The organism is Faecalimonas hominis, assembly GCF_054660755.1.
Map to the genome: position 1 here is coordinate 1 of NZ_BAAHSH010000029.1, position 24350 is coordinate 24350.

Consider the following 24350-nt stretch of genomic DNA (forward strand, 5'->3'; position numbering starts at 1 on the left):
TTTTGCAACAGCCCCTTTTGATTTTATAAACCGTTTCTCTTTACTTTTCTATCGTAATCTCTATGGAATACTTCCTCGTCATTCATCTTCGCTGTCATGTAACCTGTCAGGTAGAAATATTCTTCGTCCGCTGTCTGTGTAACAACAATATCCGTATCCATTAACCAGCCGTCTCTGCCGTTTTTCATCTTCTGATAAATCGTGTATTTCGCTGATAACGGATCTTTATTTGAAAGTGTCAGTTCTCGTTTCAGGTTATGTTCCACAACTGTTCCGATATCGTCGAAACGATATACGCCTTCTCCGAATACGCCTCCTACTCCGTCTGTAATACAAGTCCATGTATCTTTCAAAATATCATAGGAAACGCTTCTGTCCACATGTCCTTCTGACAATGTTGTCATCGGTGTAAGCGGTGCACACATCGGATTCATATCCGGTCCTTCACTATCCTGTCCCGTAAAGATCGGAAGTGTCACCTTCGCTGTTGAAAGGTCTAATTTCAATGTTGCAATCTCAGGCATTACCCAGAACATCGGCCAGTGTGATGTCGCCAGTGAAATACGAACACGGTGTCCTTTCGGGAATTTATGTCCGCATACGTCCAAGCCGACAAATGCTTTTACTTTTTCACCCGGCACTAACGGAACAACTTTATCGTGTCCCTGCAAGTGAGTTAAGTTCATTACACCGTAAGATACTCTTGTCACCTGTCCGTTAGGGTGTACATCTGACAACTGTGCAAATAACATCGCATTTGCCTTATCGCTTGTCAGTTCCACTTCCACTTTCGGATATCCGACAATATCAAAGTCTTCTTCCAGTACGTCCGAATCAAATACCATTGATAATCCGTCATCTAACTGCTGATCACACGCATTTTCTCCCGGAACACCTGCTCCCATCCATTCTCCCGCAAGAAGTCCGTGATTTAACGGTGTGCATAAATCAACAACCTCTTCTTTAGTATTTTCCTCTTCCGTCAGTTTACCATATGTCAATGAGAATACTTTATCATTCACATCTTTTGAAGGCCAATTTTCTAATCCTACCCATCTTCCTTCACTTACGTCGTGAATTGCTTCAGGAAGCATACTGTCCTCTACCCATACGTCTACCATAGGTCCGTCCAGCGTGTCATTGTCTTTTCCTTTTAACCATTTATCCCACCATTTTGTCGCTTCCCCTAAGAAGTTCATTGCAGGAGCCGGATAACCGTCATGCGCAAATACATGAGCCCAAGGTCCGATAACCGCTTTTCTAGGAACGTCCAAACCGTTCATCAATGTTAATACGGTGTTTGTGTAAGAATCTGACCAGCCGTCAATTGCGAATACAGGAACCTGAATATCTGCGTAATCTTCACAAACAGAACCGTGTTTCCAGTATTCGTCTCTCGTCTGATGTTGTAACCAGTTCTCCGCCCACAATGGCATATCTTCTAAACGTTCCAGCCATTCTTCTCTCCATGTTTCCGGTTTGATTTCACAATCGATTGCACGGCACTGATAAGCGAGCATGATTGCTCCCCACCAGAAGTTGTCGTTTAACAGACAGCCTCCTTTATAGTGAATATCCTGATTATATCTGTCATCTGTAAATCCTACACAGATAACTGCACGAAGTGCCGGTGGTCTTCTCGCTGCTACCTGAAGAGAGTTAAATCCTCCCCATGATTTACCCATCATACCTACATTTCCGTCACACCACGGCTGTTTACTAATCCAGTCGATAACCTCCAACGCATCGTCCTGTTCCTGTTTTAAGTACTCGTCTTTTAATAAGCCGTCCGACTCTCCTGTTCCACGCATATCTACACGGACAACTACATATCCGTTTCCTGCGAAGAAACCGTGCATCGGTTCATCTCTTCCTCTCATTCCGTCTCTTTTACGATACGGGATATATTCTAAAACTGCCGGTACAGGTTCATCTGTCTTTGGATACCATATACGGCTTGATAATTTTGTTCCGTCTGATAACGGAATCCAGTGATTTTCCTCAACTGTCCAGTCGTATGGAAAATCTTCTTTTTTCAATACTTTCTTTTCTTTTACTTCTACGCTCATGTTTATACCTCCTACTTTTAAAGTAATTTATTTATTTTTTTGTTTTTTCATTTGCTCTTTATAACGTTTTCCGTAAGTATTTGCCCAAACAATACTTGCGATAAATCCAATCACTGCCATTGCAATCATAATTCCAAAATAAATGTGGTATCCTTTCGCTCCGGCAAACGTATCTAAAATATTTCCTGCCACAATCGGTGCGATTACTTCCGGAAGGTATCCCAATGTTGATGCGATACCGATTGCAAGACCTGAAACTTTTAACGGAACTCCGCCTTCCGTAAGAAGTGAAAAGTAAATTCCAAAGTTAGAATACATTCCCACATAAACAATAATACATGCTGCCACAACAAAAACCATCTGCGCTCCGCCTGCTCCGCTTGAAAGTATAAGGACGAGCGTTCCCACTCCCATCAGAAGAAATCCGCCTGCCATAACCTGACCTCTTCCAATCTTATCCGCCAAAAATCCGCCAATCGGTGATGCGAACGGACGGCAATACTGCTGAAGTACAGTCAATACCGCTGCCACTACCGCTGTTGTCTTCAGTACGTTGCTGGCATATGGTGTAAAATAATAAATGGACATATTAAATGTGTAACTGCAGAACATCATCAATATAGTGAGCCACACAGCCGGCATCTTCAATACAAGTCCGATATTGCTCCATGAAAATTTCTCTTTCGGCTCTTCTTTCTCCGGCTCTGACGCCTTCTCTTTCACTTTCGTTTCACCCGGTTCTTTCAAAACAAAAATGAAAATAATTCCACAGAGAATCGGCGCTGCCGAATAAAAAATAACAATCCATTTAATCCCCAGTTCCGGCATCATCTTCGCCTGGAAGAAACCAAAAATTGCTGTTGCAATCGCCAACTGAAGTGCATTGAACACACCGCGGCCTCCCTCAAAAATTCCATAGGCGCGGCTTTGTTCATCTTCGTTTCCCTGCGTTCTTACAATCTTCATAAGCGCCGGCCAGAATGTCAAAAGGGAAGTAAATCCCCATAATGCATAAATAGCCATCAATGCTCTGAAATCTGTCACAAACAAGTGGAGAAATCCTCCGAGTCCCGTTGCGATCATTGACAAAATCAACAACTTCTTCGCTTTGAATCTGTCTGCCAAAACTCCTCCGAACATATAGGAGAAAACGCCCAGCATTCCGTATGCACTTCCAAGAAGCCCCATCTGGGTGTTTGTCAAATGATACAGGTTCTGATAAGTATCATAGTAATATGAACGGAAATACGGAAGTCCGTAAATAATCGTTCCTGCAAACGCCAGCAGACAAATCATAAAAAAATTCTTCTTAATACCTGTCTTTTCTTTCACTGTATGTACCTCTCAATCTTTATTTCTAATCACGATTATATCATTCGTCTTTATTTTGTCAATCGTGATTATATACTAATCACGATTAAGTTTTTTGTACATTATGATGATTTTATCAAAAAAATCAAATATAATTGCACTTATTTCAAAAAAAAGATATAATTACAACTATGAAAAAAGGAGGGAAAAATATGGCAAACAGAGAACGACACCATCAGAGAGTTTTAAAATATTTTATAGAGGCTACCCAGTTAATTATTCAGAAAGAAGGCATGGAAGCCGTCACTATCCGTAAAGTGGCTGAGATTGCAGGTTTTAACAGTGCCACTTTATACAATTATTTTCAGGATTTGGATCAGTTACTTTTGTACGCTTCTTTAAATCATCTGACATCTTATAATCAGAAGATTATTCAGGAGTCCTTCGCAGGAAAAGACTGGTACGATGTTCTTCTGCTGACATGGGAAGAATTTTCGGATATTTCCTTTACATATCCTGATGCGTTTTTACAGATCTTCTTTAACAAGCACAGCGATTCGCTCGCTGCCATATGCAACAGTTATTATGAACTGTTTTCAGAAGAGAAAGTTGATGACGCCAACGAATGGCATTCGATTTTAACGGACTTTAATTTATACAATCGAAATAAAGCCATCTTAACTAAAATATATTCTGATCCTACTGTTTCAGAAGAAAATTTGGATATTACAAATGAACTGATGATTTCTGCCTATCATCTTTTATTAGAATATCGAGTTTCCAACAAAGAAGAATATTCTCATCAGATTTGCCAACAGAAAATGATGCGTTACATTACTTATCTGTTGTCTACATTAAAATCTTAAATACAAAAGGGGGGTTTTAAGATGACTAAATCAAAAATCAGTTTTAAAGAACTTGTATTTATGAATATTTCTGCCCTTTATGGTATCCGCTGGATTGCCAAATCCACCTCTGCCAGTTTCGGACTTGGCTTAGGCGCCATTCCGTCATGGGCGGTTTTCATGGTACTTTTCTTTATCCCGCAGGCTTTTATGTGTGCGGAACTTGCTTCCACTTACCAGTCCGATGGAGGGCTTTATACTTGGGTACGCGAAGCATTTGGAACAAAATATGCCTTTATGGTATCGTGGCTGAACTGGACTGCCAAAATTTTCTGGTATGCCTCATTCCTCACATTTTTTGCGGTAAATTTCGCCTATATGCTTGGAGAACCAAGTTTATCAGAGAATAAGATTTTGGTGCTCGTATTATCGGTTGCTCTTTTTTGGATTTTGTCGTGGATCAGCACAAAGGGAATGTCCTTCGGAAAATTTTTCACCAGCATAGGATCTTTCGGTTCGACCATTCCGACAATTTTATTGATTTCCATGGCTTTTATTGCCATTGTCCTTTTGGATAAAGCACCGAGTGCATCGACTTATACCGTTTCGACTCTGATGCCGAAACTGAATCCGGATTCACTTGTCGCCATTTCAGGTATTATCTTTGCCTACACAGGTGCTGAAATTACGGCAAACTTTATTACGGAAATGGATCAGCCGAAAAAGAATTTCCCGAGGGCGATTATCGTATCCGCCGCAGTTGTTTGTGTCCTTTATATTCTCGGTTCCATTTCCATCAGTATGCTACTTTCTCCTGAAGAGATCAGTTCCTCTACAGGTATTTTAGATTCACTTTCAAGAGGTTGTGAGTTACTTGGTATTCCCACTGTATTTATCCAACTTCTGGCAGCAGGAATCTCTCTCTCCATTATCGGTGCTTTAGTTCTTTACATCGCTTCGCCGATTAAAATGCTTTTTGGAAGTGTGGAGAAAGGTCTGTTTCCCGAGAAACTGACAGAGGCAAACGAACACGGTATCCCTGTGAAAGCAGTATATTTACAGGCAATCATCGTCACCGTTCTTCTCGCAGCCACTTCACTTTTACCCGGTGTGGATACGATTTACAATGTATTGGTAACAATGACGGCATTGACTTCTTTGTTCCCATATGTACTTCTGTTTCTCGCTTACATCAAAATCAAAAAGAGACAGAAAACTGTTGACAAAGATACTTATGTGATGACCAAAAACAAAAAACTTGCCGTGGGCATTGCCATTTTTGAACTGGTTATCTGTATTATCGCCATCATCTGCTCTGCATATCCGGTAATGGATACGGTAAAAGACAATATCGTTTATGAGATTGAAATGATTGGCGGAGGGCTATTGGTTATCCTTTCAGGGCTTTATATTTGGAGACGTTCAAAATTACAAAACAAACTGTAAAATCTTTTATATAGCAGAGGAGGCGGCTCTACGCGAACCGCCTCCTCTGTCTATTCTACTCTTCTGCATCATTTGTTAAATGAAATTTATCCAATATGTAAAAAATCAAACTCAAAGCCATTCCAACTACACAGGCTAATACCATTCCTTTCAATTCTACATTTCCAAATTTCACTGTAATTCCTGACAGTCCCGTCACGAAAATAACTGATGTCAACGCTAAATTTCTTGATTTTCCATAATCTACTTTTGAATCAACTAAAATTCTGATTCCCGATGTGCCTATCATACCGTACAGCAGGAAAGAAATTCCTCCGATTACCGCTCCCGGAATTGTCTGGATTAAAACGGTCAGTTTTCCGATGAACGAACAGACAATGGAAAGAACTGCCGCTCCCGCAATAACATACACACTGTATACTCTTGTTACCGCCATAACTCCGATATTTTCCCCATAAGTTGTTGTAGGAACAGAGCCTATAAATCCTGACAACATCGTAGAAAAATTATCTCCAAATAATGAACGGTGTAATCCCGGATCTTTTAACAGATTTCTTCCCACAATTTTCCCCGTTACAATCTGATGCCCGATATGCTCTGATGTAATAACAAGAATAACCGGAAGAATAATCAGAATCGCTTCCAAATTAAATTTCGGTGACGAAAAATTCGGCATAGCAAACAAGGACGCCTTTGATACTGCCGTAAAATCAACGATGCCGCAGGCAATGGCAGAAATATATCCGGCGATTACCGCAATTAAAATCGGGATAACCGACAAAAATCCTTTAAATACAACCGACCCGAAAACAGCCATTCCTAACGTAACTAAAAATACAATGGCATTTTCCGGCTTGATGTGTTTATCCAGCAGTCCCGCATTATTTGCGGCAGTTCCCGCTAACTCCAAACCAATCAGAGCAACAACCGGTCCCATAGCCGCCGGAGGGAGAACAATGTCTATCCAGTCTGAACCGAATTTGTAAATTATAAACGCTAATATACAGCCACAAAATCCAACTGCCACAAATCCTCCCAGAGCGTATTCGTAGCCAAATTTACTGATGACAACTCCCGCCGGTGCAAGGAACGCAAAACTTGAACCTAAATACGCAGGTGCTTTCCCTTTTGTAATCAAAATAAACAAAAGAGTTCCCACCCCATTCATAAATAACACAATCGCCGGATTGATTCCAAACACAAACGGCACGAGTACAGATGCTCCAAACATCGCAAACATATGCTGAATGCTAAGAGGCACCAATAACTTAAACGGTACTTTTTCTTCTACCTGAATGATTTTTCTTTTTTCCATTCACTTTCCTCTCTTTCACTTTTTCTCAACAGTATAACAAAAGAAGAGCAGATTTTCCACTCTTCTTTTTCAAAATTGCTATTTATTTAATCCCATTTCTTGTCTTACTTCAATAAAGCATTTTACAATGAAATCAATATCTTCTTTTGTGTGACTTGCACAAACCTGTGTACGAATTCTTGCTTTTCCTTTTGGAACAACAGGATAAGAGAATGCCACTACATAAACCCCTTTCTCCATCATACGTTTTGCAAATTCTGCTGCCGTCACTTCATCGTATAACATAACAGGTACACATGGGTGTGTTCCCATAATAATGTCAAATCCGTTATCTACAAGCAATTTACGGTAGTAAGCAGTTGTCTCTTCCAAATGGTCTCTAAGTTCTGTGCTTTCACTTAACATATCGAACAATTCGATACTTGCACCTGCAATCGCCGGAGCCAGTGAGTTAGAGAATAAGTACGGACGGCTTCTCTGACGAAGTAAATCAACGATTTCCTTGCGGGCAGATGTGTATCCGCCTGACGCTCCGCCGAGCGCTTTTCCTAAAGTACCCGTAATAATATCTACACGGCCTTCCACTCCACAGTGTTCTGCGGTTCCGCGTCCGTGTGCTCCCACAAATCCAACGGCATGGCTGTCATCTACCATAACTAAAGCGTTGTATTTATCAGCCAGATCACAAACTCCTTTTAAGTTACAGATAATTCCGTCCATAGAAAATACACCGTCTGTTGCAATCAGTTTAATTCTTGCACCTGCTTCATCTGCTTCTTTTAATTTTGCTTCCAAATCTTCCATATCATTGTTTTTGTAACGGAAACGTTTTGCTTTACATAAGCGGACACCGTCAATAATTGAAGCATGGTTTAACTCATCGCTGATAACCGCATCGTCTGCAGTCAAAATTGTTTCAAACAACCCGCCGTTTGCATCAAAACATGAAGAGTAAAGAATTGTATCGTCCATTCCTAAGAAATCAGAGATTTTCTTTTCCAACTGTTTGTGAATGTCCTGTGTTCCGCAAATAAAACGTACAGATGCAACTCCGTATCCTCTTTCATCATAAGTTCTCTTTGCCGCATCAATTAATCTCTGGTTGTCTCCCAAACCTAAGTAGTTGTTCGCACACATATTGATAACTTCTCTGCCGTCTTCCAATTTTACTCTTGCGCCCTGTGCAGAGGCAATCGGTGCTTCACCTTTAAATAATCCTGCTGCCTTAATATCTTCCACTTCTTTTGTGTAGATACTTAAAATATCATTTTTACGTGCCATTTCTATCAATCCTTTCTCTCTTATTTTAAACTTCCTGTGATTGTGGTTCTAATTTGTCTAACTCTTCCCAGTTCAGGATAACTTTTCCTGACTGTCCTGAGATCATTGCATCAAATCCTGCTTTGTAATCTTTGATGTTCATTCTGTGTGTAATAATATCTGAAATGTCAAGTCCTGCCTGAAGCATTGTTGTCATCTTATACCATGTGTCCCATACTTTACGTCCGTAAATACCGCGAATGTTCAATCCGTTCCAGATAACTGTCTCCCAGTTAATCTGTGCGTCCGGTCTCTGTAAACCGAGAACTGCGATTTTACCGCCATGTTTCATGTTTTCAATCATATCACGGAATCCTGCAGCCGCTCCTGACATTTCCATACCTACGTCAAAACCTTCCGTCATTCCGATTTCTTTCATCACATCTTCCAGTTTTTCATTTGCAAGGTTAACTGTTCTTGTCGCTCCCAGTTTCTTTGCAAGATCCAAACGATACTGATTAAAGTCCGTGACAACAACGTGTCTTGCCCCCGCAAATTTTGCGATGGCCGCTGCCATAATACCAATCGGACCGGCACCTGTAATCAATACGTCTTCCCCTAATACTTCATAAGAAAGCGCTGTGTGTGTCGCATTTCCAAATGGATCAAAAATCGCATACATTTCTTCCGGAATTGCAGGGTTCGTAGGCCATACGTTCTCTGCTGGAATAACAAGATATTCTGCGAAAGCACCGTCTCGGTTTACCCCTACACCTTTTGCATCTTTACAGTTTTCTTTATGGCCTTCCAGACAGTTACGGCATTTACCGCATACAATGTGGCCTTCTCCTGATACAAGGTCTCCTATTTTATATCCGCGCACGCCTGAACCCATCTCTACAATCTCACCTACATATTCGTGACCTGCTGTCTGTCCAACTGCAATTGTGTGTTGTGCCCATTCATTCCACTGATAAATATGCACGTCTGTTCCACAGATTGCTGTTTTGTGAATTTTAATTTTCACATCGTTTGTGCCTACTTCCGGAATCGGAACTCTCTTAAGGGCTAATCCCGGCGCTGCTTCTTCTTTTACCAATGCCCACATTTTGTTATCATTCATCGTTTTCTTCTCCTATTCTTTCAGGTAATTTTTCCCGTTTCTTTAAAAATATCATATCCCATTTTTACGAAAATATCAAGCAAATTCTATCCGCTACAGGCGAACATTTTTCCAAAACCGTATTTGTTTCACGGACATAAGCAAATGTATTTGTAGGACAGACAAAAAGAAAGTAACCCCTGTTAAGAGTTACTTTCTTTACAAATAATTAGTTGTGTTTTAAACGTCTGCGCACCGCCAATGTAACCATACTGAGCACACAAATTCCAATCCAGAGTATCATGTCTGAAGTGTCTGCCGTCTTAGGCGCACTTCCATTTAGATTTTTCACTTTTTCAACACCTGCCATAAATGTTCCCAATGTGTTTGTTTTCACTGACACACTGTTTTCTTTGACAGTTGTCTCATAAGATACTATGGAGTTGTCCCCACACAATTGTTTTACAATCACATTTCTTCCGTTGTAAACTGCATCAACAGGAATTTTCACTGTGATTTCTCCCACATATCCGCCTTCATACGAAATTGTATACGGAACAAAAAGATTTTCAAGTTTATCACCCAATGATACAAATTCTTTTTGCAGAACAGCTTCCGCTTCTTTATCCGCTTTCTCTACATGGAGTTCAAAATCTTCCATGAATTTTCCGCTGACTGCTATTTTGCTCTTTTCATCAACTAAAGTGATTACTTTTGCATTTGATTCCAATTCTTTCCATTTTGCTTCCGCAGCTGACAGAACACTGTAATTATCTACTTTTTCCTGTGCCGTTTTTTCTAATTTGTCATAAGAAACTCTTGCAAATAAAATCGCATCTCTTGATTTTGAAGTAAAACGAACTTCTCCTATATTGGCAATTTGCTTTTCCACATACTCTGCCGCTTTCTCCATATTTTCTTGGGCTGTCAGTTCCGCATCGGTTTTTACGGCGTCCATTTTTTCTTTTGCCGCTTTTACGACCTTGTCTATACCGTCTTTATCCGTCGCATTTTCTATCTGCGTTTTTCCTTCACGGATAATTCTTTTTAATTCTTCCTGCTGTTCCTGTCTGTATTCCGTTAAATTTTTGTAGTTGTCTAAAAGATTCTTTGCATTTTCTTTTTCTTCGACCAACAATAATTCGGCATATTTTTCTTCTGCTACTTTGAGGATTTCTTCCTTTTCTACTTTTTCTTTCTGCTCAGGAGTCAGTTTTTCAAACGCTTCCCTTGCCTGCTGAATCTGTTTTCCACTGTCAATTGTAACTTCCCCGATTTTTTCAATCAAATCGTCTACCGCCTTTGCAGCAGCCTTGTCTGCTTCTTCTTTATCGGCCTCTCCTTTTAAACGGTCATATTCTTTTTCTGACTCTTCTAATACGTTTAACTTCGTTACTCTCTCTTTTTGCTCAGCAGTCAAAGTGTTATAAGCATCTCTGGCAATATCAATTTTAGCCTTGCTTTCCAAAGTAACCGTTCCGATTGCATCAATTAAATCGTCTACTTCTTTTGCCTTATCCGTAATCGTAACATGACATTTGTCCGTTATGCTCGCTCCATCATCAGATATAACCGTAATCTCTGCATTTCCTGCTTTTTTCGGTGTTACAAGACCTTTTTCGTCTACAGTTGCTGTCTCTTCATCAGACGAATACCATTTAACCGTCTGAATCGTTGCATTTTCCGGCATGATTTTTGCATTCAACTGTAATTTCTCTGTCATATCCAGTTCCGCTTCCTGTTTATCAAGCGCAATTCCGGTTACTTTTACAGGAACTTCTAAAGTCAGATTATAACTTGTCGTTTTCTTTCCGTTTTCAGACAACACGTCGACTCTAATCTTAGCCGTTTTTGTCTGATCTTTCTTATACACATTCCATCTGTCATGCCCCTGAGTTGAAGTATTCCCATTTGATGTTGTTATTCTGTCTACATTTTCTACAGGAGTTACGGTTATTTTTGAGTTTACATCTGTCGGTTTTAACCACACTCTCCAAAAACTTTCCTGTCTTGTTGTATCCACTTTATAATCCGTTACTTCTGATGTGAATTCAGGTGTCATCTGCAAAAATCCGGTGAAGGAGTTTGAATTTCCTACCTTCATACTCTCAAGAGTGGAGATTGCCTTTACCCTCGCAAAGTTTAATGTATATGTTCTTTTATATGTTTTTTCTCCTTCTGTTTTGCTGACTTCAATCTGTACTTTTGTGTCACCTTCTTCAAGTGTCACTTCATTTTTACCGGTATATGCGCTGCCGTTGATTGTAGCAGTCATTCCCTCATTCATTTCCAATGTGATATTTGCCGTTTTCATTGTATCAGGAATTTTTAACTCATATTCCGCATTTGCCGAATCAAATGCTTTATTCCATGAAATACTTTCGTTTTCTCCGCCTTTTACCGTTACATTTTTTAAGTATGCCAGATTGTTTTCTACTGCCATTAAATAGCAGCTGTCATTCTTATAATATAGTGTTCCGTCTCTGTCCGCACAAAGAGTACTGATACAATACTGCTGCTGTTCCTTTTGCGGCACAAATAATTCCCCGTACTGTTCAGGCTTTGCTTCTGTCTGATCCTTTGTATCGTAACAGTAATAGATTCCTCCCGGCATTGCATTGTATGTGAAATACAAATACACTCTGCCGTCTGCCTCTCCGTCTCCGTCAAAATCTTTGTCCGCATATGCTGTTGATGCTAACGCTGCCGCCTGCGGATATCCGGCAATCGGAAGACTATACATGATAGAATCCTGTGTAAGCGGACCTCTGTTATCGATAATACGGAATCCGTGTCCTGCGTCAGGATCAAACTGTCCTCCCGAACCCGAAACTCCCATATAAATCTTATTTCCATATACTAACGGCGCTGCTGTCGCCATTAATTTTTCATTTGTTACCGCTCCTATGTCAATCGAACTTGTCTCACTCAGTTTCCCTTTGCTGTCTACTTTTGTCTTGTAGAGAACCCCGCCTTTTGTGGCAAAATACAAATATCCGTTGTCGTACACTGTCGTTGTACGGATATCACCCTTAATTCCGGAAATGGAGTCAATGATTTTTCCCGTACGTGAGTCTAATGTATAGAATATGGCGTCTGCCGTATAGTCACCCTCATTAGAACCGTCATCTGAGCCTACCGCTATATAATTTTCTGTAGCGTATGCACCGGCCCAGTAAAAACCTCTTTTATTCTTTACCTGCGGATCATCTGTTGAAGGAGTAAACTGCCATGTTAATTTTTTTTCTTTTCCTCCACCTTTTGTCTGCCCCTCTACTTCCGTTGTTCCCTCGTCATCTGTTGTCATACAGATATAACTTCCATCTCGTTTTTCACTGTTCCATGTACCGCTATAGATGTAACCTTTCCCGTCAATCTTCGCATAACTGATCGGAGAAACCGTCTGTCCGCCTATTTTCTCACTATACCACACACATTTTAATGTCTTATAGTCAACAGCCTGAATTGCACCGTTTCCGACCTGTACAAACAATTTCCCGTCCGCATATGTGAGAGGATTCATCGCATACCCGACATTTCCAATCATTTCATCACTTCTGCGAATTTCTTTACCTGTCTCTTTGTCGATTTCAAGAATCCGGTTTGCAACACCGATATATAATTTTCCATCTAAAATCAGAGGCGGAGTCGGTGCTGCCGACCAGCCTGTTCCATACTTTTCTGCCCACTTTTGTACTGTTTCCTCCGCCTCAATCGGAGTAGGTCTGTCTGTCACCCCGTTATTTTCCGGATTGTTTCGGAAATTGTACCATTCTGTATCTACATTCTCACGAACTGCCTCCTTGGCAAACACATTTGCCGGAAGCATTGTTATCATTAAAGACACCGCAAGAATTGTTGCTGCCATTTGTTTTAACTTTTTCATCTTTCTTCTTCCTTTCCTTTCGCACTGCATTACATGTTTCAACCTTCTTTTTCGCATCACCCCTTTCAATATTACCAGTTTCCTGAAAACCATGTTCCGTTATATTCTGCTCCATTGTTCAGCGTAAATAGAAGTTCTACCTCCGAACCGTCTTCCGCCGGTATTGTTGATAACCCGTCCGGAAAATATCCGTCTAACCTGTAGAGCCACCCCGACCAGTAATAAAAATCTTTCTCCCCAAGGGAATCCGTCTCATAGCCAACCCATGAACAGTTTTCTTCTTCCAGTTTTTGTAAAATCGGTGCGGGAATTTTATATCCGTTTGTGATGCCCGGTTTATATATTCTCTGCAAATAGAATCCATAGTCAAATGTTCCCGTATACTTATATTTTATTCCCGCTTTCTTAAACGCACGGTCCACTACATAAGGAAGGTTCTCTCCCTCATAGAACACAACCGTTTCGTCAAAAATTGTTCCCAATCCAAGTACGTCCGCCTGCAATTTGACGCGCATTGTTCCTCCCTCTATCTGCGCGTCCTCTTTTTTGACTGTGACGTGATAATTTTTAGTGGCTGTATTCCCCTCTTTATCTGTTGCCGTAACGGAAATTTCATTATTTCCATCTTGCAACTCCTGAGAAGTTCTGTAACTTATCACATTATGCTGTGTTCCCGAACTGTACAACTTCCTGCCGTTTACCTTTACCGTTACATAAAAAGAACTTAACGGTTCCTTTTTATATGTGGTTGCCTGCACCGTGAATCCCAGAAAGCCTCCGCTTACCACCTGCCCTTCCGTCAGGCTGCATATAATCTCAGGAAGTTTGGATACTTCCTCATCGCCCCCTGTATTCTCACCGCTTTCACCTTCGCCGTTTCCCTCTTCGTTTCCTCCGCCTGTTTCCGGTTTTCCCTGTCCTTCTTCCGTCTTATCTCCGTTGCCGACGGAATTTTTATCTCCTGTCTGTGCCTGTGAAGAATTTTCCGAGAGAATCGATGATGTCTTCTTTTTGCCGGATTCTGTTTCACTTTTTATCTCCTCTATCGGTTCGGCGGGCTGTTGTTTTATTTTTTCTTCCCGTTTTGCCTGTTCACGCTTATATTCTTCTTCCTGCTTATAATTCAAAGTATAATTTTTTCCTGTCACCGCTATGCGTGAAGATTCCTTATTCTCTGTTTCCAATGGATTTTTTCCGTGTACCTGCTCCTGAGTTGATAAAAATGTTCCCGAGAGAAAAATAAATCCCAGTATTACTGCGACACCTAAAAGAGACAGCCTGTATTTCCTCCAAAAGTGCCGCAAACTATTTTTGCCCGTCATAAAGCCCTCCTTTCTCCATTTTTTTCATACTGCACAGAGCCAGCAATGCTTTCTCCGTAGCCATTTCATTTGCTTTTTCCCCGTCTTCCGTATGAAGAAACGCCCCGTTTTCCGCCTGATAATTCATTAAACTTTCTCCGAGACTTCCTTCATTTTTTACGAATCGTTTGTCCGAAAATACGTCTACTCCCAATTGTGTCAATGCAATGACAGCCTCGGAAGTGGACTCACAGTTTCCCATTGTTCCGTTATCCTGCTGCATATCCGATAAATATTTTATGCCGTCTTCCGTCACCTTCTTTACCGAATCATCGTCCTGATAAAAAGATAATCCCAAAAGCCCCATTGAAATATAATCTGTATATGTGTCTTTCCGTTCAGATAACATGGCTTCCATTTCCTTCACAAGAAATTCCACATACGCCTGTTCATGTTCCAGAGAAATACCGCTCTCATTCGCCGCCACAAGTGTGTATGCAACCGCATTCACTCCCTGCTGTGTCAATTCCTCATACTCTTCCAACGGCTTTGTCATATCGTACCCTTCCACATTGGTCGGATCTTTCCCTATCGCGTTTAAGGCAATAATCACTCTGGCATAATCCGAATAATATTCCTCGTGAATTGCGCCCTTTTCCGACTTAACTTTCGCTCTCACCGTATCGTAATATACTTCAAAATAACTGTCGTCCGGTTCGATACCGCTTTCCGCAATTCCTTTTACCGCCCATTCTCCGCCTATTGACGACACTTGCGGATTTGGGACATTTTCTTTCACATATTCCGCAGTCTTTTTGGTCTGCTCATCTATATTATCTGCCAGATTTTTTGCCCCGCAGCCGCACAATAGCATGGCGGCCGCAAGCGCGCCGACCAGCATTCCTTTTATTTTTCTTTTCATTTTTCTTTTTCTCCTTTGCCGCACTTTTCAGCGCCATTAACATTTCTTTGCGTTCTTTGTCGCTCAACTCTTCCTGACTGTAAGCGGCCTTATTCCCCAGCGCTCTGACGCCCTCTTTTATCGGATACTTTTGCTCTTCCATGTACGAATACATTGCACTGACCGCCTGTTTCGGCGCCGCCTTATTAAAAAGTTTCCGTCTGTTCAGGAATTTTTTAAAACAGATAACATATTTCCAAAACAGCCTGATCACTATTGCCAGAAGAATCAGACCGATAATCCCACAGATAATAATTATTACAGGAAAAGTAATGTGCTTATTATCGTCGCCTGACATCTCCGTTTCCTGCGCCTTATTATTTGCTCCCCCCTCATTATCAAATGGTCGCAATAGTGTATTGTTGGATATACCGACTTCCATATCCGCTTCTTCCATGATTTTTCGATAAGGGGGCGATACTTCTATCGGAACAAATCCCGTCCCGTCAACATATATTTCCACCCATGCGTGTGCATTTGTTTTTGGAATGATTTCCGGCTTTCCGCTTTCCATTTTTTTTGCATCTTTCGGCGTGATTAAATATCCTTCCACATATCTTGCAGGAATCCCATAATAGCGAAACATAAGTGTTGCAGCGGTGGCAAACTGCACATCGTATCCCTTTTTAGATACAAGAAATCCCTCCAGCATACTTTGACTTTGCTCCGCCTTTTCCCCCAGATTTTCCGTATATATAAAATTATCCTCCAGATACTTTTGAATTCCCGCAATAGCCGGTTTGTAATCAATATGCCCACGGGACTGATCTCCCGCTTTACCGATATACCGGTTCAAAATACTTTTTTCTTTTTTGGAGAGATATGTAAAGTTTTCATATACATATGTATTATAATTACTTTCTTTCCGTAAATAGTCTTTTGCCTGTTCCGTATCCGCTCTCAAAAACACTTTTGACGCCGTATCCGTCCATGTTTTAACGGCATTGTTACCCGTGTTATAACTATACTTTTTTAGTCTGTTTAAACCCGACGGTGTGATAAAACTGCCGCCCCATGCTTTTCCTTCGGAAATTTCCCCTTTCATCTCATAAGGGATATAGGCATAACGGCTGTCGGCTTCTTTGACCTGAATGGTAACCTGATTCTCTCTTTCTGATTTTTCTTCATGAAACAATTCCTCCGCCTGTCCCAACTGTCCAAACGTTTGAAATTCTTCCTTTCTCAGCCAGTAAAATAAATCTTTTTCTTTATAGTAATTGTAATTTGGCAACGTTTCCCACCGGTTATCCTGATAACTTTCCCCGACAAAACCTCTGAGGTATATTGACTGAGGGGTTGTCATCGTAATTTCAAGTGCGTCTCCTTCAACTTTCTCCCGTTTTCTCTGTTTCAAATCACCATTTTTTAACGGATTAGAGCCATAGTATTTCTCTTTCGCCTTCGTTTTTACCACATTCTGTATTTTATAAATTGTTTCTGATTTGGCATTTATCTTTCTGCCCAGCGGTGAAGAAAATACGGCTGCGCACAAGATTGCCGTCAAAATAAATAGGCATAACTTATTACACAAGCCATTCCTGTCACGGGCGTACAGTATTCCGGCAATTACGGAGACGGTAAAAAGCATTGCTGTTCCCATGGAAATTTGCAAATTTGTCGCTCCGCTTAAAATAACAGTCAAAAGAAAAATCAAAAAAATTGCCCAACTGTTTTTACTGTGTACAAAAAAGAAATACAGAATTACGAAAAGAATTAGCGCCGTAATTAAAAATAATGTATTTCCCTCTCCCTCTCCGGCAAACTTAGGAAGCAGAATATACTTTTCATTCCCCAACACATCTGCGATACGGTTCCATGTATACACTAATCCGCTTCTCATTCCACCTAAATATGATCCTGAAAAACATAAAGTAAACTGAAACATATCCCGAAAACACAAAAAAGTGGAGATACCTAAAAATAGAGAAAGCAAAATTTCCTTTATAATATCTTTTTTTCTAACTAAATTCTCTCGTTCGATAAATTTCAACGTTTCCATAATTCATTAATTTCTCCGTCTCTCTCTCTGCTGTATCACTCTCTGTCACATACAGATAGTTACTATATTCCTTCCCTGCGTCCGACTCTATAAACCTATCCACCGTGCTTATTTCATCTTTACAATGGGGATTGGAAAGAAGTTCCCCGATAATCACATAGATGTCCTCCGTGGATTGAATGCGATATTGTTCAAATTTTTCTATTTCATAATTGTACCAGCCAATGGAATGCTGTATACCGTTTTTTATAATTGTATTTGACAGCGACAAAAACATTTCCGTCAGTTTATCTTTCTTGTCCGCCGAAATTTCTTCTCTCTCTCTTTTGTCAAGCAGTATCATTACACTGTTTTCTACCGGAAGTCCCGCCTCCCGTACGATGAGATTTTCCATTTTCCCAGTCAGTTTCCAATGAATGGATTTCAGGCTGTCCCCTTCTTTATACTCTCTTATCCCGAAAGTCTCACTTGTATCTTCCCCGCTTTTTAAAGCGGAATATTTATAACTTTCCATATCATATTGATTCAACTGTTCGCTTGTAAAATCAACTTCCATCAATTTGGGAAAAACGTAATATCTGTTTTCCATATGGAAATTTCTCTCTTTGGTAAATATGCCAAACGGATCTGAAATTTTCATTTTCTCTACAGTCACTTCAATGCAGCCACAGAAATGCGCTTCTAAATAGAAGTGCGCCTTTTTGCTCTGTAACGGCAGAAGAGACATTGTTTTTTTGACTTCCGTCTGTTCACCCGTCAACTTGTTTTTCACCCGCAAAAGTATCTCCCCGTTCCAGATTGGAATCTTACTGTTATTTTTCATATGCAGAGTGACTTCCAGCTGACTTCCTTTTTCACATTGCTTTTCCCCGTCAAAATGCAAATCCGTTTTTTTCCCCGATATTCCGGATACGATAAATCCTACAATTCCATAAACACATATTCCCGTCAAAAACAGCGGTGCATATGAAATCTCCGTAAAAAAGTAAAGTACCGTTCCGGCAAGAAACAAAAGACCGAATACTATTTTTTCTTTTTTCAATACCATCACTCTTCCTACAACTTTGGTGCTTTATTTTCATCTAAAATCTGCTGAAGTATACTGTCCGTATCCATAGAAGTTAAATTCGCCTTCGGCTTAAGAATAAGACGGTGTCTGCATACATCTAAAAAGCACTCGCTTACATCTTCCGGTGTCACATAATTTCTACCTGAAATATATGCTCTCGCTTTGGCTATACCGCACAGCGCCAAAGCCCCTCGCGGACTTATTCCGAGTCTGACATAATCATGTTTTCTTGTTGCTTCCACAAGTATTGTAACGTACTCATATATTTTATCGTCCACATAAATCTCTTTTGCTTCCTTCTTCATCTCAATCACTTCTTCAATTGAGAGAATTTCTTTCACGGCATCAAGAGGATCTTCTTTTTCCCTGTTCTTTAAAATTTCTATCTGTGCGTTAAATTCCGGATATCCCATAGATAACTTTATCATAAAACGGTCAAGCTGGGCTTCCGGCAGCATCTGTGTTCCCGCAGTACCTATAGGATTCTGCGTGGCCATAACGATAAACGGCTGAGGAATCCGGTGTGTCTCCCCGTCCACCGTCACTTTCGCTTCCTGCATTACTTCCAGAAGTGCCGACTGTGTTTTACTTGACGTGCGGTTAATTTCATCTGCGAGAAAGAAATTGCACATTACGGCGCCTTCCCGATATGTAAAACTATTTTTTTGCTTGTCATATATCATAAATCCCGTAATGTCTGAAGGGACAACGTCCGGAGTAAACTGTATACGCCTAAACTCCAAGCCCATCGCTTTGCTGAAGGCTAATGCAAGTGTTGTTTTTCCCACACCCGGAATATCCTCCAGAAGAATATGTCCTCCCGCTATGATCGCCATCAGAACTTTCTCAACTACTTCCTCTTTTCCTACAATTACTTTTCCAATTTCTTTTTTTAATTTCAAAATTTTTTCTTTCATTCTTTTTCCTTTCCCCTGCCTTACTTATAATCACAGACATATTCCCACACGATTTTTTCTCCGCCTTTTAATTTATACTGTGAACAGCCATAGTTTGTATTTTTTCCATCAACAAGGTATATCCAGCCGCTTCTCTTTCCCGCGTCAAATTCATATAAATACTGGATTCCTTCCACATAATATGAATCATATCCGGCTGTATAACTGTATTCTATCTGAATGTCTTTCTCCTTACACACTCTGTTTAAAACATCAAAAACCGTCTCCCCTGTTTCTATGGTACACTTTGTCTCTTCCAATATGATTCCGTTTTCCGGTATATACTGCCACAATTCCGGTTTTGTCATTTTTTCCGGATTGTCAATCAGTTCATCACAGCGAATTTTCAGCGTAACCTCACTTTTCTTTTTTTCTTTTCCATTTTCTGTTTTGAAAGAAAATAGAGTTGTCAGTACAATAAACAAAATTACAATACATACTGAAATTTTTCGTTTTCTTTTATTTCGTATCAGTTTTTCAAAATCTTTGTCCACATCTCCACCCTCAATTTTTCTATTTATAAATTCCGTATTTAATCTTTATTCGTTCCAATTTCTGAATAACATTCCCGCCAATGAAATATACGCAAACCGCAGCGGTCAGCGCATGAAAAAAGTCATACGGCACACCGGTAACATACAGTATACGCAGTCCCTCAAGACTGATTCCTTTCCCCGAAGCACCGTTTGCAGATAACAATGCACTGCTGAGATTCATAATTCCACCATACACAATAAACGTTGTGAAAAAGGTAAATAGTGAAAGCGTAATATTATCTGCCGGAAGCCGCTTTTTCTGAACAGCCACCCCTAAAATCAAGCCGACTGCCCCAAACAGATAAAATCTCCAGCCCACGGCACTGTCCTGCCCGGGATAAAGCAAAAAACTAAGATATGCCAGCAAAAGCGAAAACAGTATTGTCAGCACCGGGCCTGCAATCATTTTAAAATTTCTTGATTTTAATGTTTCCGTATTGCCGCAGTTAAACGCAAACCCTGCCAAAAATCCGAGTATCCCCCAACAAACCATCTGCCACGGAGTCCACGGTCCCTGTCCCATATAAAAGTTACACACCAATCTGCTTAATGCCCCGATGAAAAAACCTGCCTCCGGTCCGAGAGAAATGCCGCTAATGATAATCAGCGCCGTCCCTATCTGTATCGGAAATACAATATGGAAAAACAAATGCGACGCCACAACAAGAGCGCTCATCATGGCAAGCAGAACAATTTCCCTTGCTTTTGGCTTTCTCGATTCAAAAACCATGAAAAACGGCGCTATCGTCATCGCAAGAACACTCAGGCTAAGCAGCATATACCACTCTCTCGGCAAAAACTTTATTCCTACTATAAGGGCAATCGGAATACCTATTAATATCAGTTCCGCCGCCACATGAAGTCTCTGTTTTGCCGCTTTTTCCTGCTGTGTTAATTGACGTTTTTCTGAAGCCATTCCTGAACCTCCTCACAAGTAATCAATTCATTACACCATTTTCTCGCTATCCTGTTTGCCGTTGTCGTATAGAAACTGTTTCCTGAAAAAAACTTTCTCGTACAGTCTTCCGATACAATTTCACCATCAAAAAACATGGCACAGTAGTCGGTATACGATGCGCAGAACTCTACATCATGACTTACCATAAAAATAGTCATTCCGTTTCTCTGCAAATCTTTTAAAATCTTTGCCAATGTCCTTTTAAAAAACGGATCGAGACTTTTTGTCGGTTCATCTAGAAGAAGAATTGTCGGCTCCAACAGTAAAATTTTTCCGAGCGCCAGCCTCTGCTGCTCACCTCCCGATAAGTCATATGGATTTGCCTTTCGCAAATGTGTTATCTCCATTTTCTCCAGCATCATTTCTACTTTTTCAATTTTTTCCCGGTCTTCCATGTCCATAAATGCCACACCCTCAAATAATTCTTCCTCCACCGTAATCTCTGTAAAGACTGCCTGCGGATTCTGTGGCAGCATCACAACTTTCTCAGAACATTTTTTTCCTGTCTGTGCACCATTGATAAAAACTTTCCCTTTCTGCTGTTTTAAAATGCCGCAGATCACTTTAAGCATTGTGCTTTTGCCACTTCCGTTTCCTCCCAAAACACAGGACCAACGTCCTTTCTCCACGGAAAAAGATACGCCCTTCAATACATCGTGATGCCCTTTTTCATAATGAAACCATACATTTTTCAGTTGTATGACTGTCTCCTTAGATTTTTCTACCGCATCAAAGGAACTTCCAACTACTTCTTTTCCTTTCAGTAATTGTTCCATCTTTTTTCTTCCCTCGCGGATTGTAAGCGGTGATTCTCCCATGCGGAAGTTTTGAAAAATCCTAACTACCGCCGGCAGCCCGTAAAACATGGGGTGTGCTCCGCCTGTTTCACTGCCGGAAAGATACTCTCCAATCCGCTCAGGAATATCTATCGCAACTATTTTCCCTGTATCTAAAACCAGCACTCTGTCCGCTATTGGAAAAACTTCCTCTAACCGATGTTCCGACATAATAACCGTGACGCCTAAATCCCGATTAATTTTATAAACCGTCTGCAAAAATTCCGATGCTGCAATGGGATCCAGTTGTGCCGTAGGTTCATCCAAAATCAATACTTTTGGCTGCATTACCATGACGGACGCCAAATTTAACAACTGTTTCTGACCTCCCGACAATGTATTTGTCTCCTTATGAAACCAGTTTTCTATGCCGAAATAATCCGCCATTTCTGCCACGCGGCGCTTAATAGTCTGATTGTCGTATCCAAGGCTCTCCAACCCAAATGCCAGTTCATGCCAAACCTTATCCGTAACAATCTGGTTATCGGGATTTTGCTGTACATACCCTATCTCAGATACACTCTTCCTCTCTTCCAATTCTTTTATGGAAGTTCCATCATATAAAATTTCACCTTTTAATTCGCCATACGGCATCATATTTTTTTTCATTTGCCTGAGCAGTGTACTTTTCCCACAGCCCGACTTTCCGCAAATCACAATAAATTGTGATTCCTCTATTTCAAAAGTAACGTCTTTAAGCGCTGCCTGCTCTGCAAGCGGATATGTAAATGTTACCTGTTCAAACTTTATCTTTCCCATTTATGTCCTCCAATATATTCAATTACCGATGGCATAAGCACTAATATACCAAAGGAACTTATGCAGATTATATCTTTCCATGCCATCGCCGGCACGAGCAGTTTCGGATAATACTGCATTGTTGTCCGGCCAAAAATACAGCCCGCCACAGTAATTCCGCCACACACTCCGACAATGATAAGCAGTATCACGTCTTGAACAGTGATTTTAAACAGATGAAAACTGCTTCTTCCCGGCAGTCCATACCCTCTGGCAGCCATAGAATCCGCACTTTCAATGGAAGCCTCCAGCGACCATGCAATCAAAATAGAAAGTTCTTTCAACAACTGTCTTATTTTCCAAATCACTCCCGTCTGTGCATTTCTTCCCATACATGCCTGCCCCATCTGTATTTCCTTAAATCTGCAGCGCAAAAGCGGAACAAACCGAAATATCATTGACACCATTAATCCGAATACCGGAGCTATCCTTCCAAATAAATAAATCAATTTTTCTTCAGACATAATCACATGAAAACAGTCAAACAGAATGATGACGGAAGACAACATTACCGATGATGCAATCCCAAAAAATACAGCCTCCATCGTAATTCGGTTATGACGTATATAAAACAAAACCGTTTCTCCGTTATGGGTAAACAGCGCATTTATCCCTGTCATAATGACAAGGGTAATAAATACTATAGAAATGTTTTGTTTCATTGCCTTTTTCCCCTTCAATACAAGAGAATATATAAATGCCCCCGACAGAGAAAGCAATAAAAAATATGGTGACATAGAAAATATGGTAACCCCGATAACCACTGCAAAATAGACAGCATTCACAATCGGGTGAAAATCACTAAATTTCATACCTTCCCCCTTTTCCTCATTAAAAGTCATTGCGCCACTGCGCATTCTCACATTAAAAAAGCAGCCTGTCGGCTGCTTTTAAACACACAAAAACTAAGACTCTGTATATGAAAGTCTGATTTAACTTCTATGTATCATCTTATCCTCACCGAAAGATTTCACAATATGTATCGGCAGGTCTCCTGACTTAGAACTAAACCCTACTTTCCTCCTTCCCATGCAGACCAGTTGTCTCCACAGTGGCTTTATGGATTTCGTCATTCCTTACAGTAAAGTGAGCTGTTTCGGACTTGCACCGAATTCCCTTTTAATACTTTTCATTACAAAAAGTAACCGCACAATGTTTTCATTATTCAATTATAAAATTTGCATTGATATGTTAGTATACCATGCTTTTATAAACACAGCAATATATTTAGCCATTTATTCACAATTCTATTTTCATCTGTTTTTCTTTATACACAACCCCGTTAAATTCATATTCAACCGATTTTAAGAAATGAAATCCTATTTTTTCATACAATTCGCAGGCAACCGTATTTTCCACTTCAACGGAAATATAGAGTTCCTGTATTTTCATTTCTTCTTTCATGTACTTAAAAAACTGCTTAACGGCATCTTTTCCTAAGCCCTGTCCCTGATACTGCTCTCCTATCATAAATCTGCTCATTGACCAGCCGGGAATCTCAGCATCATAATCAAACAATACAAATCCTACCATAGTGTCGTCTGAATAAATCGCACGGGTGTACAACCCTTCCTCAAACTTGGCCTCCACTAAAGATTGTGCATTGTCCGCAACAAAACCTTTTTGTTCTTCCTTTATTCTCAAAGAAATACATTCCATGTAATTGCTTCTGTCTATTTCTTTAAACGTAATCATTTTTATC

General features: G+C 40.4%; 18 protein-coding genes and 1 riboswitch. Of the genes, 2 read left to right on the forward strand and 16 right to left on the reverse strand.

The features are described 5' to 3' along the window. Nucleotides 1-23 precede the first annotated feature (23 nt). Together ACYQ35_RS05370 and ACYQ35_RS05375 are read right to left on the reverse strand one after the other, a co-directional pair. A complete protein-coding gene (locus ACYQ35_RS05370; protein WP_009460651.1) occupies nt 24-2069 on the reverse strand; it encodes a CocE/NonD family hydrolase in 2046 nt (681 codons plus the stop codon). Nucleotides 2070-2096: 27 nt separating this feature from the next. Continuing rightward, nucleotides 2097-3401 carry an MFS transporter gene (locus ACYQ35_RS05375; RefSeq protein WP_009460649.1) on the reverse strand — a complete coding sequence of 435 codons (1305 nt, stop codon included), beginning with the start codon at nt 3399-3401 and terminating at the stop codon, nt 2097-2099. Nucleotides 3402-3592: 191 nt separating this feature from the next. Here ACYQ35_RS05375 and ACYQ35_RS05380 point away from each other — a divergent pair, with 191 nt between their 5' ends. Beyond that, the gene (locus ACYQ35_RS05380; RefSeq protein WP_009460647.1) at nt 3593-4246 is read left to right on the forward strand and encodes a TetR/AcrR family transcriptional regulator; all 654 of its coding nucleotides are present in this window, start codon (nt 3593-3595) and stop codon (nt 4244-4246) included. Between the two features lie 21 nt (nt 4247-4267). After that, nucleotides 4268-5671 (forward strand): APC family permease, encoded by a 1404-nt coding sequence (locus tag ACYQ35_RS05385; protein ID WP_009460645.1) that lies wholly within the window; start codon nt 4268-4270, stop codon nt 5669-5671. A gap of 55 nt (nt 5672-5726) precedes the next feature. Here ACYQ35_RS05385 and uraA read toward each other — a convergent pair whose 3' ends face one another. From uraA to ACYQ35_RS05455, 14 genes are all read right to left on the reverse strand, one after another. Beyond that, nucleotides 5727-6986, reverse strand: coding sequence for a uracil permease (uraA, locus tag ACYQ35_RS05390; protein ID WP_009460644.1), 1260 nt, complete (start codon nt 6984-6986; stop codon nt 5727-5729). A 78-nt stretch (nt 6987-7064) separates the two neighbouring features. Beyond that, nucleotides 7065-8267, reverse strand: a complete 1203-nt coding sequence (locus tag ACYQ35_RS05395; RefSeq protein ID WP_009460642.1) for a glycine C-acetyltransferase — start codon at nt 8265-8267, stop codon at nt 7065-7067. A 25-nt stretch (nt 8268-8292) separates the two neighbouring features. Continuing rightward, nucleotides 8293-9369: an L-threonine 3-dehydrogenase gene (tdh, locus tag ACYQ35_RS05400; RefSeq protein ID WP_009460640.1), complete on the reverse strand. Its 1077-nt coding sequence runs from the start codon at nt 9367-9369 to the stop codon at nt 8293-8295. A 208-nt stretch (nt 9370-9577) separates the two neighbouring features. Beyond that, nucleotides 9578-13234 carry an Ig-like domain-containing protein gene (locus tag ACYQ35_RS05405; RefSeq protein ID WP_459830992.1) on the reverse strand — a complete coding sequence of 1219 codons (3657 nt, stop codon included), beginning with the start codon at nt 13232-13234 and terminating at the stop codon, nt 9578-9580. A gap of 71 nt (nt 13235-13305) precedes the next feature. Then, complete coding sequence (locus ACYQ35_RS05410; protein ID WP_009460636.1) at nt 13306-14556, reverse strand: Ig-like domain-containing protein; 1251 nt, start codon at nt 14554-14556, stop codon at nt 13306-13308. Next, nucleotides 14540-15457: a hypothetical protein gene (locus ACYQ35_RS05415; protein WP_459830994.1), complete on the reverse strand. Its 918-nt coding sequence runs from the start codon at nt 15455-15457 to the stop codon at nt 14540-14542. The genes ACYQ35_RS05410 and ACYQ35_RS05415 overlap by 17 nt, the downstream gene beginning before the upstream one ends. After that, entirely contained in the window at nt 15369-17336 is a 1968-nt protein-coding gene (locus ACYQ35_RS05420) for a transglutaminase domain-containing protein (protein ID WP_459830996.1), read from the reverse strand. Before ACYQ35_RS05420 ends, ACYQ35_RS05415 begins: the two co-directional genes overlap by 89 nt. Nucleotides 17337-17454: 118 nt before the next feature. After that, entirely contained in the window at nt 17455-18543 is a 1089-nt protein-coding gene (locus tag ACYQ35_RS05425) for a DUF58 domain-containing protein (protein ID WP_459830998.1), read from the reverse strand. A gap of 8 nt (nt 18544-18551) precedes the next feature. Further along, nucleotides 18552-19481, reverse strand: coding sequence for an AAA family ATPase (locus ACYQ35_RS05430; RefSeq protein ID WP_459831000.1), 930 nt, complete (start codon nt 19479-19481; stop codon nt 18552-18554). A 20-nt stretch (nt 19482-19501) separates the two neighbouring features. Beyond that, a complete protein-coding gene (locus tag ACYQ35_RS05435; protein WP_009460626.1) occupies nt 19502-20014 on the reverse strand; it encodes a DUF4430 domain-containing protein in 513 nt (170 codons plus the stop codon). Nucleotides 20015-20033: 19 nt separating this feature from the next. Continuing rightward, the gene (locus tag ACYQ35_RS05440; RefSeq protein WP_459831004.1) at nt 20034-20972 is read right to left on the reverse strand and encodes an ECF transporter S component; all 939 of its coding nucleotides are present in this window, start codon (nt 20970-20972) and stop codon (nt 20034-20036) included. Further along, nucleotides 20948-22609: an ABC transporter ATP-binding protein gene (locus ACYQ35_RS05445; protein WP_459831006.1), complete on the reverse strand. Its 1662-nt coding sequence runs from the start codon at nt 22607-22609 to the stop codon at nt 20948-20950. The genes ACYQ35_RS05440 and ACYQ35_RS05445 overlap by 25 nt, the downstream gene beginning before the upstream one ends. Continuing rightward, nucleotides 22597-23460: an energy-coupling factor transporter transmembrane component T gene (locus ACYQ35_RS05450; protein WP_459831008.1), complete on the reverse strand. Its 864-nt coding sequence runs from the start codon at nt 23458-23460 to the stop codon at nt 22597-22599. Before ACYQ35_RS05450 ends, ACYQ35_RS05445 begins: the two co-directional genes overlap by 13 nt. Nucleotides 23461-23615: 155 nt before the next feature. Then, nucleotides 23616-23813: riboswitch (cobalamin riboswitch) on the reverse strand. Between the two features lie 74 nt (nt 23814-23887). Beyond that, nucleotides 23888-24343 (reverse strand): GNAT family N-acetyltransferase, encoded by a 456-nt coding sequence (locus ACYQ35_RS05455; RefSeq protein ID WP_009460619.1) that lies wholly within the window; start codon nt 24341-24343, stop codon nt 23888-23890. Between the last annotated feature and the right edge of the window lie 7 nt (nt 24344-24350).